Below are 12,819 nucleotides of genomic sequence, written 5' to 3' on the forward strand. Positions count from 1 at the left end.
GCCGACGGCTCGCCGTCGGCGCTTTCTTTTATGCGCCCCTTGGGGCTCTCAGCCGATTTCTTCGACGACGATGGCCGGCTTCATCGCGCCCAGCTTCGCCAGTTGCGCGACGCGCCGCTGCAGGCGGCTGCCGGCCAGCATGGCGCGATCCGGCGGCAGGACCAGCGTCAGCTGGTCGCCACGCGCCTCGATGCGGGTGCGCGAAACGACCCCCGCCATCGCGCCGGAGACCAGATAGGCCACGCGCAGCGCCGCCCCCAGCGCCCGGGCGCGCTCCAGCAGGCGCGTGGTCGCGAGTTCGCGGATGCGCGACGAGATATGCTCGTCGACCAGACCCTCGTGGCGATAGTAGTTCGCCAGAGCCAGATAGGCGCGGCCGGGATGGTCGATGCCCACGAAAGAGCCATGCGCGATCAGGTTGAGGCTTTGCTCGCCGCGATAATCGGGATGGCCGCGCCAGCCGATATCGGCCAGAAGGCAGGCCGCCGTGCGAAGACGGGCTTCCTCGGGGGTCTCCTCGATGCCGATGGCGGCCAGGGCCTGGCCGGTCCAGGGGCCCAGCTCCCGCGCGTGGCCGGGCGATCGTGAGCGCAACACGGCCAATTCTTCAGCCGCCGAGATCAGCGGGTCTTCCGCCTGGATCTCCTCGTCGAGCAGGTCGTACAGCAGGCCCTCGCGAACCCCCAGCGCCGACAGGATGATCATCGACGGCTTCATCGCGCGAATGACCTCACCCAGCACGATCGCGCCATAGGGCAACAGAAGGCGCCGGCTCTTGGAGACGGCTTCAATCGAATCCAGCGATTCGGCATCGCGGCGGGCGACCATGCGGCAGAAGTCGAGCGCCTCATCTGCGGGAATCGCATATTCATGCATGATATGAAGGGGATAGCCCTTCTGGCGCATATGCAGCCTGGCGAGCGACCGCCATGTTCCGCCGATGGCATAGAAGGGCCTGCCCTGGCCCTGGGCCAGGACGGAGGATTTGGCCAAGGCGTCGATGGCGATCTTCTCGGCCTTTTTCAGCGTCTTTTCGGACACTTCCTCAAGCCGCAGGCCGCCCAGCGGGAAGGTCTCGCCAATACCGACTTCGCGGCCGCGTATGTCGACCACTTCGAGGCTGCCGCCACCGAGATCGCCGGCGATGCCGTCGGGATCGTGGATCCCCGAGAGCACGCCCATGGCCGACAGGCGCGCCTCTTCCGGGCCGCTCAGCAAGGCGACGTCGGCGCCGGTGATGGCCTCGACCTGCGCCAGGAAATCGGGGCCGTTGGTGGCCTCACGCGCGGCGGCGGTCGCCAGGACATGCACCGCCTTGACGTGCATCTGCTCGCAAAGCGCCATGAAGCGCCGGATCGCCGCCAGAGAGGCCTCGACGGCCTGATCGTTCAGGCGGCCGGTGGCGGCGATGCCGCGACCAAGGCCGGCGAGCTCCTTTTCGTTGAAAAGGGGCATCGGCGTGCGGCTCATGCGCTCGTAGACGACGAGGCGCACGGAGTTGGAACCAATGTCGATGATCGCGACGGGACCGCTGCCATTCAGCCGTCCCGGCGCATACTCATGCGTCGGCAGGGTTCCCTCCGCGCTGGTATCTGATTCAGGGCTTGGCAGGCCGGTTTCCGATTGACCGAGGGGAGCTGTTTTTGAGCGATTTGCCACGGCCAGATAGACTCGGGTTTGTCATGAAATACTGATGGGCGTTGAAGACTTCTTCGCCCTTGCGCGGCACGATCCGTCGGGACGTCCCGTCAGGCTGGATCTCCCAACTCTGCTGGTTGTCCTTCAGGTTTGCGACCATGATCTGATCGAGCACCTGTTCGTGCACGGTCGGATTCAGCATCGGGATCATCGCTTCGACACGACGATCGAGGTTCCGCGGCATCAGGTCGGCGGAACCGATATAAACGATCGCTTCCGGCGAGGGCAACCCGTGGCCATTGCCGAAGCAGAGAATGCGCGCGTGCTCCAGGAAGCGGCCGACGATCGACTTGGCCCGGATGCGGTCCGAAAGCCCGGGGACACCGGGCCGCAGGCAGCAGATGCCGCGGATCACGAGATCGATCTCGACCCCTGCCCGGCTGGCGTCATAGAGGGCATCGATGATCTGCGGATCGACGAGCGAATTCATCTTCATCCAGATCGCGCCCGGACGGCCGGCCTTCACATGGTCGATCTCGGCATAGATCAGGTCGAGGATGCGCTTGCGCAGGAAGTGGGGCGAGGTCGAAAGACGCTCGATCTCGACCGGTTCGGTGTAGCCGGTGATGTAGTTGAAGAGCCGCGCGACGTCGCGGGCGATCGCCGGATCGTCGGAGAAGTAGGACAGATCCGTGTAAACGCGCGCCGTTACCGGGTGATAATTGCCGGTGCCGATATGGACGTAGCTGACCAGCGCCCCGCCCTCGCGACGAACCACCAGGGACAGCTTGGCGTGGGTCTTCAGTTCGATGAAGCCATAGACCACCTGCACGCCGGCGCGCTCGAGATCGCGAGCCCACTTGATGTTGGCCTCCTCGTCGAAACGTGCCTTGAGCTCGACCAGCGCGGTCACCGACTTGCCGGCCTCGGCCGCTTCCTGCAGCGCCCTGACGATCGGGCTGTCCTTCGAGGTGCGATAGAGCGTCTGCTTGATCGCGACGACATCGGGATCGAGCGCGGCCTGGCGCAGGTACTGCACCACCGTGTCGAAGGACTCGTAAGGGTGGTGGACGATCAGGTCCTTCTTGCGGATGGCCGCGAAGCAATCGCCGCCATTCTCGCGGATGCGCTCGGGAAACCGCGCCTGATAGGGCGGAAACTTGAGGTTGGGACGATCGACGCCGACGAGTTGCGACAGGTCGTTCAGCGCCAGCATGCCGTCGACGAGGAAGATCTCGTCCGGCAGAACGGCGAGCGCGCCGGCCACGAAATTGCGCAGCGCATCCGGCGTCGCCGATTCAATCTCGAGCCGGATCACGGAACCGCGCCGGCGCCGCTTCAAGGCCGATTCGAAGAAGCGGACGAGATCCTCCGCCTCTTCCTCGACCTCGATGTCGGAGTCACGGATGATGCGGAAGGCGCCGACGCCCTCGATCGTGTAGCTCGGGAACAGCCGCGCCGTGAACAGTTGGACGGCATGTTCCAGGCTGATGAAGCGGTCGATGCCGGGCTCGGAACTGGGCAGCTTGATGAAGCGGTCGAGCGTCATCGGCACGCGCAGCAAGGCCGTCATGCGATTGCCGGTCGCCGGACGCACCAGCTGCAGCACAAGCGAGAAGCCGAGATTGGGGATGAAGGGGAACGGATGGGCCGGGTCGATGGCGAGCGGCGTCAGGACCGGGAAGACCGAATCCATGAAATAGCCCTCGAGCCAGTTCCGCTCGCTCTCCTTGAGATCCACGGGGTCTGCCAGCATGATCCCGGCAATCGCCAGTTCGCTGCGCAGTTCCGCCCAGCGGTTCTGCTGGTCGGAGGCGAGCGTGCCGACCGCGTCGGCGATCTTGATCAGTTGCTCGCTCGGCGTCAGGCCGTCATCGCTGGTCATGCTGACGCCTTCGCGCTGCTGGCCCCGGAGGCCGGCGACGCGCACCATGAAGAACTCGTCGAGATTGTTGGCGGAGATCGAAAGGAAGCGTAGGCGCTCGAGCAGCGGATGCTGCGCGTTGCCCGATTCCTCGAGAACGCGCCGATTGAACTCGAGCCAGGAAATCTCGCGATTTATGAAGCGTTCCGGGCTGTGACGCAGCCGGCTCGCCTCTTCCGCCTCGATCTTGACGGCAGCCAGGGCTGCCTTGGCGTCCGGATTCTTCTGGTCCATTTCCGCTCTTCCAATCGCGTTGTCCCCTCAGGATACACGCGAATTGTGACAATTGCGTCAGACTCAGAGCCTCTGAGAATCTTTAGTCGTCGAAAGGCAATTCGGGTTCGTCGCCGGCTTCGCGCGCCAGCACCGTCGCGGCCAGTTGCCGGGTGATCGGCCGCCCTGCGGCCAGCGCCTCCCGGTCGAGCAACTCGACAAGCCGATTGGCAGCGCCCAGCGAGCGCTCCATCCGACGGCTGATGAAATCGATCACGGCGGGGTCGACCGCCAGTTGCCGGTCGGCGAACAGCTTGACGATAACGCGAGCCAGCAATTCATCGTCCGGCTCCTGCAATTCGACCGGCACTGTCGAGCGCAGGCGCGAGGCAAGGTCGGGCAGGTCGAAGGGCAGTGCCTGCAACGGCAGCCGGCTGGTGAAGAGCGCGGACACGCGCCGCTCCCGTACCAGATTGAACAGATGGAACAGCGCCGTCTGCGAGACGCCCTCCCCATCCACATCCTCGACCAGCACGGGATGCGTGCCGACCAGTTCGTCCAGGCCGGTTGTGGCGAGATCCCGCGCCGCGATCTCGACGGCGCCGGCGGCAGCCTTCCAGATCTGGCCGAGATGGGTCTTGCCCGAGCCGGCCGGACCAACGAGCAGCGCCACCGGATTGGGCCAATCGGGAAAGCGATCGATCAGGGCGATGGCGGACTGATTGGCGCGCCCGACGATGAAATCCGCACGCGTCATGGCAGCGCTATGCGGTAGCGAAAGCGGCAACTGCCGCAGGGAATCACTCATATTGAACAGGCTCGAACGACGGACGCTCAAGGAAAGGCGGGGGGCTGGTCGTCACCGCCCATCCGCCCCCGATAGATCGGGCTGGTCAGATAGCGCGCTATGGCAAAGCGCATCAAGACGGCGATCGCGGCGGCGGCGGGCACAGCCACCAGAAGCCCGACAAAACCGAACAGGGCGCCAAAGGCAAACAGCGCGAACATCAGCCAGACCGGATGCAAGCCGACGGCACCGCCGACCAGGCGCGGCTGCAGGATGTTGCCTTCGATGAACTGCCCCACCATGAAGACGACAATCGTCGCGCCGATCCAGGGCCAGTCCGGCCAGAACTGCACCAGCGCCACGCTGACGCCGACGACGAAGCCGACCGTCGTGCCGACATAGGGGATGAAGGACAGGATACCGGCGCCGATGCCAATCAGCAGGCCGAAGTTCAGCCCGACCAGCATCAGTCCGAATGCGTAGATACAACCGAGCAGGATGCAGACGAGGCCCTGTCCGCGCACGAATCCGGCAATCGCATGATCGATGTCCCGGGCGATCATGCGCACCGTCTCGACATTGTCGCGCGGCACCCAGCTATCGATCCGCGCCACCATCCTGTCCCAGTCGATCAGCATGTAGAAGGCGACGACCGGCGTCACGACGAACAGCGCCGCAAGGTCAACCAGCGCCGAACCACCACTCCAGAGCGACTTCAGCAGCGCAGAAAGCCAACCGGCCCCTTCGCTCATCAGCGTGCCCATGGAGCTCGACAGCTGGCCGGAATCGACCTGCAGCATCTGCCCGAAGCGGGTCTGCAGGAAGGCCTGCATCAGCGCCTGCAATTGCTGCGCGTAGGTCGGGATCTTGTCGATAAACCCGGCAAGCTGATTGACCAGAAGCGGGACGATGAGGACCACCATCAGCACCAGCAGCACGATGAAGCCGACCAGGATGACCAGGGAGGCGGCCAGGCGGCTGAGCCCGCGCCGCTCCAGCCAATCGGCGATCGGATCGAGGCCATAGGCCACCGCCATGCCAACCAGGAACGGTAGCAGGACGCTGCTGAAGACAACGAGGAAAACTACAAAGACCAGGAGCGCGCCCAGCCAAAATCCGATCTGACGTTGCAGATTCACGGCGCCGGCGCCCTCTCGTTTTCATCCGTCGGCCGGCAATCCATCCGGCCCGTAGCGCTCCAGATAGAGCGTGCATGGCAAGATGGTCAAGGCGAGCCGCCCGCAGCCGACGAATAGTCAGGTATATCCCGCGACACGCGCGCCGAACGGGTCCGCGCCGGTTGCGCCGCCTCCGCTGCCCTGCCGCTCGCTCCCAACGTCAAAACTCCGCTCAAAACGCCGCAATTGCGAGCATTCGGTGATTCCGGGTTGACGGCGACGGCGCGGATGTGGTCCTCCCTGCCGAAAGCAACCGGGATCCTTCGATGACCGAAAAGACCGGCGCCAAAAACGCCCTCAGCTACGCCGACGCAGGCGTCGATATCGACGCCGGCAACCGTCTGGTCGATATGATCAAGCCGCTGGTCAAGGCCACCCGCCGTCCCGGCGCGGATGCCGATATCGGCGGTTTTGGCGGCGTCTTCGATCCGAAGGCGGCCGGCTATGCCGATCCGCTGCTCGTCGCCGCCAATGATGGCGTCGGCACCAAGCTGAAGGTCGCGATCGACACCGGCATTCACGACACGGTCGGCATCGACCTCGTTGCCATGTGCGTCAACGACCTGATCGTCCAGGGCGCCGAACCGCTGTTCTTCCTCGACTATTTCGCCACCGGCAAGCTGGATCCCGCCGAGGCCGCGACCGTCGTCGCCGGTATCGCGGAGGGTTGCCGGATCGCCGGGGCCGCGCTGATCGGTGGCGAGACGGCCGAAATGCCCGGCCTCTACAAGGCAGGCGATTATGACCTGGCCGGCTTCGCGGTCGGCGCCGTCGAACGCACCGGCCTGCTGCCGCGTCCCGATATCGCCGAGGGCGACGTGCTCCTGGGCCTCGCCTCCTCCGGCGTGCATTCGAACGGCTTCTCCCTGGTTCGCAAGATCGTCGAGCTCTCCGGCCTCGGCTTCGATGCCCCGGCCCCGTTCGCGCCGGAGCTTTCGCTCGGCCGCGCGCTGCTGGAGCCGACGCGCATCTATGTGAAGCCGCTGCTCGCCGCCATTCGCGCCACCGGCGCGATCAAGGCGATGGCGCATATCACCGGCGGCGGCTTCGTCGACAACATTCCGCGCGTGCTGCCCGATGCGCTGGCCGCCTCGGTCGATCTCGACGCCGTCACCGTGCCGCCCGTCTTCGGCTGGCTGTCGCGGACCGGTGGCGTGACCGAGCCCGAGATGCTGCGCACGTTCAATTGCGGCGTCGGCATGATCGTGGTCGTCAGCCCCGAAGCGGTGGAAGCCGTCACCGCGGCGCTCGCTGCCGAAGGCGAGAGCGTGATGCGGCTGGGCACTCTGGTGCCGCGAACCGGTGAAGGCGTCGAGTTCTCCGGCGCGCTGGCGCTTTGACGATGGCCAGGAAGCGCGTCGCGATCCTGATCTCGGGCCGCGGCTCGAACATGACCGCGCTGATCGAGGCAGCGGCCGATCCTGACTTTCCGGCTGAAATCGTCCTGGTGCTTTCCAACCGCGCCGATGCGGGCGGGCTCGCCCGCGCCGCCGAGGCCGGCATCGCCACGGCTGTCATCGATCACAAGGCCTATGGCAGCCGCGCCGAGTTCGACGCGGCCATGGATGCCCGCCTGCGCGCCGACGCCATCGACCTCGTCTGTCTCGCCGGCTTCATGCGGCTGCTGACGGATGGCTTCGTGGAAGGCTGGCGCGACCGGATGATCAACATCCACCCGTCGCTTCTGCCGCTGTTCCCAGGCCTTCACACGCATGAGCGGGCGATCGAAGCCGGCATGCGGCTGCATGGCTGCACCGTGCATTTCGTCCGTGCGCAGATGGATTCCGGCCCGATCATCGGCCAGGCGGCCGTGCCGATCGCGCTTGACGATACGCCGGACACCCTGTCGAAGCGGGTGCTGACGGCCGAACACCAGCTCTACCCGCTGGCGCTTGCCTTCGTCGCCTCCGGCCTCGCCTCCGTTGAAAACGAACGGCTGGTGATGCAGGGCGACGTGCCTGCCGATCTCGCCGGCATGCTCGTCAGCCCGCATTTCGGCGGATAGCGGCCGGTTTCACCCATAAAGCGCACTGGCGAGCCAGAAAGCGACTGCCCCGAGCAGCAGGGCGGCGGCGGAGATCGCGCCGAACAGGCGCGCAAACCGCCCGCCGCCGATGACCAGCGCGTAGATGGCCTTGGCGACCGTGTTGGCCGCGACCGCCGCGGCGATGGCCGTCGCACCGAGGACAGGATCCAGCGACCCAAGCCCGGTGACCGTGACAGTCGCGGCATCCACGTCGGCGATTCCGGCCAGTGCGGACGCGGCGACGATGCCGGCCGAGCCGAACACGGAAGACGCCGCTCGAACGGCAAAGCCAACCACGGCGAGGAACAGCGCGACCTTCAGAACGCCGGCGATTTCGAAGGGGTTGCCGATGGGGTCCATATCCTGCTGCGCCACGATGGATCCCCGCACGAGCCAAGCGGCTCCCACGGCCATGGCCAGTGCGCCGATGGCAAGCGGCGGCAGCAGCAGCGAGGCAAGCGCGGGCATGAGAGCGAAGGCGAGTATGGCCGTCCGAACATAGGAAACGCCGGCAGCAACCGCCGCGCCGGCTGCCAGCCGCTGCGCATCCCCTCCGCTGGCTGCCTGCCGCGCATTGCCGAGCGTCAAGGCGGTTGACGAGACAAGCCCGGCCGCCGCTCCCGCCGCGAGTTCCCCACGCCCGGAGCCGAGGACGCGAACGGCGATATAGCCAGCATAGGATATCGCGGCGAGCAGGATGGCGAGGGACCAGACAGCCCGCAAGGAGATCCCGCCGAAAGGACCGAATGGCGCTTCCGGCAGCAGGGGCAGGATGACGAAGCTCATCGCCAGCAGGATGATCGCGGACCGAAGCTCGACCCAGCTCATGCGTTCGATGAATCGATGCAGCGCCTCGCGACTGGCCAGGATCGCGGTAAGCACGACGGCGCCGGCAGCGGCCAGACGGAGGTCTCCGAGCACCGCCAGCACCCCGAACAGATAGGTGACCATCGCGGCGACGACCGTGGTCACGCTGAAGTTGATCTCCGCGCGCGCCTCCCGCCATTTGTAGAAGGCGAAGATGCCGGCAAAGGCCAGGAAAACCGCGGCGACCACCAGGCCGGGCGTGCCGCCGGTCGGAAGCGCCGCCTCGATCAGACCGGCAGCGCCACCCAGCATGCCAATCAGCGCGAAGGTGCGGATTCCTGCCGTTCGCTGGCCCGGCGCCGCCTCCCGCTCGCGCCAATGGCGCTCGATGCCGACGGTTACGCCGATCGCCGCAGACACGGCAAGGCGATAGAACGGCTCGAATTCATCCACACGCCTTCTCCCGCAAGCGATCAACGCGGCCGATCATAGCAGCAGCCGTCCACGACGACAGAAGCGCAGCAATGGCCATGGCACGAACCGACGGGCGCGACCGCGATGGCCAGGATGTCTCTACGCCGAAGCAGGTTGTCACGCGCTTGACGGTCGTGGTCCCATCGCCTCTCATGACTCCGACGGAAGGAGATGACCATGAGCCCAGGTTCGCGCCACGCCTTCATCCACGAGGGCGGATGCCGCTGCGGCGCCGTGCGGCTGCGAATTACGGCGCGACCGCTCCTGACCATGGCCTGCCATTGCACCGGCTGCCAGAAGATGTCCTCGAGCGCTTATTCGCTTTCCGCAGCCATCCCCAGCGAGTCCTTCGAAGTGACCCGGGGAGAGCCGGTCCTGGGTGGCCTGCATGGTGCGACGAAGCACTATTTCTGCGGGCATTGCTTGACGTGGATGTTCACACGGCCGGATGGAATCGACTTCTTCGTCAACCTACGGCCCACCCTGCTCGACGATCCCAGCTGGTTTGTCCCCTATATGGAAACGTGGACCAGCGAAAAGCTGCCCTGGGCGACGACGCCGGCCGTGCGCAGCTTCGCGGCGCTGCCGCCGGACGACGCCTATGGCGAGATGATCGCCGGCTACGCCGCGACGTGGGCAAACGAATCCGGATCCGCCTGAGTCCGGCTCCGCGATGTCGGTATCCGTCGGCCGTGAAAGACACTCCCCAGCCCGGAGCCCGGAGCCCGGAGCTCGGAATGGGGAAGGCCCGATCGGGCGCGAACACGCAAAGCTGATCGCGATGACTCGCTTTGCCATGTCTGCGGGTCCCGCGCGAGGGCATAGTATGGCAACGCAACGACGCATGGCGCGTTGGCGTAGGGACGCCCGTCATGTTCGGGGCGACGCCTGTCGTGTCCGGAAGGCCGTTTTTGTCCGTATCGATCTGCAGGAAGGTAGCCTATGCCCGATTTTCTCATCCACCATAACGCCCTCATCCTCGTCGGCGACGGTCGCAAGGCACTCTTCCTGCGCAATCGCGGCACACCGCAGGCGCTCGATCTGGTGGTCGAGCATATCCTCGACAGCGCAGACAACCCGTCGACCCGCGAGCAGGGAACGGATCGACCCGGCCGCGTCATGCAGAGCGTCGGCTCGGCGCGCAGTTCCGTCGAGCAGACGGACTGGCATACGCTGGAGGAAGAGAAATTCGCGGCCATCATCGCGGAAGCGCTTTATCGCGCCGCGCTCGCCAACGGATTTACGGAACTGGTGATCGTCGCACCGCCGAAAACGCTCGGCATGCTTCGCCAGAGCTTCCACAAGCAGGTCAATGATCGCATTCACGGCGAAGTGCCGAAGACCCTGACCTCGACACCCGTGGACGAGATCCAGCGGCTGCTGGCGGCCTGACGGGCTTGCGGACCGCTACAACGGGTTGGGCTGGCCCCTAGAGTGCGTCGAGCGCGGGGGCGCCATTGATCCCCGTCGACGCGGACGACAATTCCGCCTGCTTGCGAGGATGCAAGCGGGCGGCGACCGCGTAGCCATCGCGCCCTTGCCGCTTGACGGTGTAAAGCGCCTGATCCGCCGCTTCCATCAGGTCGACGCCGGACTGAGGATTGGCCGGGCTTGCTTCCGCAACGCCGATGCTGAGGCTCAGCGAGATCGTCCCGCTGGCCCAATCCACGTTCATTTCCCGGCACGCGGCCACCAGTCTGGCAGCAATCCCGGCGGCCTCCTTGACATCCGTACCCGGAAGCAGAGCGCAGAACTCGTCACCCCCCAGCCGCGTCAGAAGATCGCCGGGCCGAAGATGGGCACTGGCCAGCTCGGCGACGCGACGCAGGCACGCGTCGCCGGCGGCATGGCCATGGTCATCATTGATCGCCTTGAAATTATCCAGGTCGAACATCAGCAAAGCGAGCGGCTTCCGCTTGCGCTGGGCCTGCTCGGCGGCGAGACGTTCGAGCAACAGACGGCGATTGCCGATGCCGGTCAGCTCATCGCGATAGGTCAGGACGGTCAGTTCCGCCCGCAGGTGGTCTATCGCCATGACGATCATGCCGAAATTCCACACAACACCGCTGAAGATCACCAGCAGGATCACCATGGTTTCGATGACATCGTAGTGGAACTGCGTCATCGCACCGGCGCTGTGCATGAAGTTGGCCCCGGTCTCGACCGCATGCACGAGGATCGCAATCAGCATCGCGGCGGCGGCCAGCAGGCTGCCCGGCGACCTTCGATCCGGTCGCGTCAGATCGTAGATGGCGAAGGCCAGCGGCACCGACTGGCCGATGGCGTAGACAGCATTGCGGGCCGGACCGCTCGGATACACCGTCGAGAAGGCGATCAGGATAGCGAGGGAGACGACCGTGATCGCGATGCTTTCGAGCCAGGGCAGCCGGTCGCCGTAGATCTGTCGCACCCCGACCCAGAACAGGCAGAAGCCGAAGAAGACGAAGCCGTTTCCAATCACATTGGTCGTCACCGGCGCGATGGCCTCCAGCGACAGCACCAGCCCGCCCACGGCGGAGGTCAGGCACGCGGCCATCCATATCCGGGCTGCGCCGAACGCCCGATGGGACCACCAGATCAGGCCCCAGACGATCGCCATCGTGATTGCGTTGAGCAGAATGACGATCGAAAGCGTCAGAAAATCGAGAACCATGGGATCATCGGAATCCGAGCCGGATAGGGGGGACAGGACCGGGACAAACCTGCGCGAGCGAGGGAGCAAGTCTCCTGGCAACCGTCAGGGCCGCTTGCTGATTTCCTGTCTCGTCACAAACACGAACTTCCCGTCGAGGTAAAGTTGCAACTGTGCCGCGGTCGCCGTCGGCGCCAAGGCCGATAAGTCGGCGAAGCACGTGCATGGCCCTTGCACCGCCGCCCGGCCAATGCCAACACGGGGCCATGAACTATCGCCACGCCTATCACGCCGGAAATTTCGCCGATGTCGTCAAGCACGCCATTCTCGCGCTGCTCCTCGAACACCTCAAGGCCAAGGACAAGCCGTTCCGGGTGATCGATACCCATGCCGGCATCGGTCTCTATGACCTGACGGCGACCGAGGCCGGCAAGACCGGCGAATGGCAGGGCGGCATCGGCAAGCTGCTTCGCGGCGATGGCAAGCCGGCGATCGACCTGTCGCGCCGGCTCGCCGAGGCGCTGGCGCCCTATCTGGCGACGATCGCCGCCGCCAACCCCGACGGCAAGCTGAAGCACTATCCGGGTTCGCCCTGGCTCGTGCGGCACCTGCTGCGCGATACTGACCGGCTGACCGCGGTCGAGATGCATCCCACCGACCATGCGACGCTGGCGGCGCGGTTCGCGGGGGACATTCAGGTCAAGGCGATCGAGTTGGACGGCTGGCTGGCGCTCGGTTCCTTCGTGCCGCCCAAGGAGCGGCGCGGCCTCGTGCTGATCGACCCGCCCTTCGAGCAGCCCGACGAATTCAAGACGATGTTCGAGCGCTTCGAGAAGGCCTATCAGCGCTGGCCGACCGGCATCTATGCGCTGTGGTATCCGATCAAGGATATCGGCGCGGTGTCGAATTTTCACAAGCGGCTGGCCGAGAGCGGAATCACCAAGATCCTGGGCGCCGAACTCTGGGTGCGCGAGCGGACGACGCCCGACACGTTCAACGGCACGGGCATCGTCATCTGCAATCCGCCCTGGCAGCTGGACCGCACGCTCGACACTCTGCTGACCGGCCTCGCCCCGATTCTGGGCGAGACCGACAAGGCAGGCCGCCGCGTCTGGTGGATCCGCGGCGAGACCTAGCGGA

General features: G+C 65.6%; 11 protein-coding genes. 5 read left to right on the forward strand and 6 right to left on the reverse strand.

Going from position 1 to position 12,819, the window contains the following annotated elements; translation table 11 throughout:
- Positions 1-48 precede the first annotated feature (48 nt).
- The 4 genes from ppx to OSH10_RS12980 form a co-directional block, all read right to left on the reverse strand.
- A complete protein-coding gene (ppx, locus tag OSH10_RS12965; protein ID WP_456077686.1) occupies positions 49-1,572 on the reverse strand; it encodes an exopolyphosphatase in 1,524 nt (507 codons plus the stop codon).
- Between the two features lie 25 nt (positions 1,573-1,597).
- Positions 1,598-3,796: an RNA degradosome polyphosphate kinase gene (locus OSH10_RS12970; RefSeq protein ID WP_266332170.1), complete on the reverse strand. Its 2,199-nt coding sequence runs from the start codon at positions 3,794-3,796 to the stop codon at positions 1,598-1,600.
- Between the two features lie 82 nt (positions 3,797-3,878).
- Positions 3,879-4,583, reverse strand: a complete 705-nt coding sequence (locus tag OSH10_RS12975) for a P-loop NTPase family protein (protein ID WP_266332172.1) — start codon at positions 4,581-4,583, stop codon at positions 3,879-3,881.
- Between the two features lie 26 nt (positions 4,584-4,609).
- Positions 4,610-5,701, reverse strand: coding sequence for an AI-2E family transporter (locus OSH10_RS12980; RefSeq protein WP_266332173.1), 1,092 nt, complete (start codon positions 5,699-5,701; stop codon positions 4,610-4,612).
- Positions 5,702-6,006: 305 nt separating this feature from the next.
- Between OSH10_RS12980 and purM the strand changes: the two genes are divergently transcribed.
- Positions 6,007-7,080: a phosphoribosylformylglycinamidine cyclo-ligase gene (gene purM / locus OSH10_RS12985; RefSeq protein WP_266332175.1), complete on the forward strand. Its 1,074-nt coding sequence runs from the start codon at positions 6,007-6,009 to the stop codon at positions 7,078-7,080.
- A gap of 2 nt (positions 7,081-7,082) precedes the next feature.
- On the forward strand, positions 7,083-7,745 hold the full coding sequence (purN, locus tag OSH10_RS12990; RefSeq protein ID WP_266332177.1) for a phosphoribosylglycinamide formyltransferase: 663 nt from the start codon (positions 7,083-7,085) through the stop codon (positions 7,743-7,745).
- Positions 7,746-7,754: 9 nt separating this feature from the next.
- On the opposite strand, the gene OSH10_RS12995 is transcribed toward purN, so the two are convergent.
- A complete protein-coding gene (locus tag OSH10_RS12995; protein ID WP_266332179.1) occupies positions 7,755-9,026 on the reverse strand; it encodes an MgtC/SapB family protein in 1,272 nt (423 codons plus the stop codon).
- Between the two features lie 198 nt (positions 9,027-9,224).
- On the opposite strand from OSH10_RS12995, the gene OSH10_RS13000 reads away from it, so the two are divergent.
- A complete protein-coding gene (locus OSH10_RS13000) occupies positions 9,225-9,707 on the forward strand; it encodes a GFA family protein (RefSeq protein ID WP_266332180.1) in 483 nt (160 codons plus the stop codon).
- A gap of 282 nt (positions 9,708-9,989) precedes the next feature.
- Entirely contained in the window at positions 9,990-10,439 is a 450-nt protein-coding gene (locus OSH10_RS13005) for a host attachment family protein (protein ID WP_266332181.1), read from the forward strand.
- 37 nt (positions 10,440-10,476) lie between these two features.
- Here OSH10_RS13005 and OSH10_RS13010 read toward each other — a convergent pair whose 3' ends face one another.
- Positions 10,477-11,646: a GGDEF domain-containing protein gene (locus tag OSH10_RS13010; RefSeq protein WP_266332183.1), complete on the reverse strand. Its 1,170-nt coding sequence runs from the start codon at positions 11,644-11,646 to the stop codon at positions 10,477-10,479.
- Positions 11,647-11,945: 299 nt separating this feature from the next.
- Here OSH10_RS13010 and OSH10_RS13015 point away from each other — a divergent pair, with 299 nt between their 5' ends.
- Positions 11,946-12,815, forward strand: coding sequence for a 23S rRNA (adenine(2030)-N(6))-methyltransferase RlmJ (locus tag OSH10_RS13015; protein WP_266332184.1), 870 nt, complete (start codon positions 11,946-11,948; stop codon positions 12,813-12,815).
- Positions 12,816-12,819: the final 4 nt, after the last annotated feature.

The sequence above is a fragment of the Kaistia defluvii genome, assembly GCF_026343955.1.
GTDB classification, from domain to species: domain Bacteria; phylum Pseudomonadota; class Alphaproteobacteria; order Rhizobiales; family Kaistiaceae; genus Kaistia; species Kaistia defluvii.

Excerpts from the sequence above, each read along its gene's own strand:
- OSH10_RS13015 (WP_266332184.1), top strand. The coding sequence starts at position 11,946 with ATGAACTATCGCCACGCCTATCACGCCGGAAATTTCGCCGATGTCGTC.
- OSH10_RS13005 (WP_266332181.1), top strand. The coding sequence starts at position 9,990 with ATGCCCGATTTTCTCATCCACCATAACGCCCTCATCCTCGTCGGCGAC.
- purN (WP_266332177.1), top strand. The coding sequence starts at position 7,083 with ATGGCCAGGAAGCGCGTCGCGATCCTGATCTCGGGCCGCGGCTCGAAC.
- OSH10_RS13000 (WP_266332180.1), top strand. The coding sequence starts at position 9,225 with ATGAGCCCAGGTTCGCGCCACGCCTTCATCCACGAGGGCGGATGCCGC.
- OSH10_RS12975 (WP_266332172.1), bottom strand. The coding sequence starts at position 4,583 with ATGAGTGATTCCCTGCGGCAGTTGCCGCTTTCGCTACCGCATAGCGCT.
- purM (WP_266332175.1), top strand. The coding sequence starts at position 6,007 with ATGACCGAAAAGACCGGCGCCAAAAACGCCCTCAGCTACGCCGACGCA.
- OSH10_RS12970 (WP_266332170.1), bottom strand. The coding sequence starts at position 3,796 with ATGGACCAGAAGAATCCGGACGCCAAGGCAGCCCTGGCTGCCGTCAAG.
- OSH10_RS13010 (WP_266332183.1), bottom strand. The coding sequence starts at position 11,646 with ATGGCGATCGTCTGGGGCCTGATCTGGTGGTCCCATCGGGCGTTCGGC.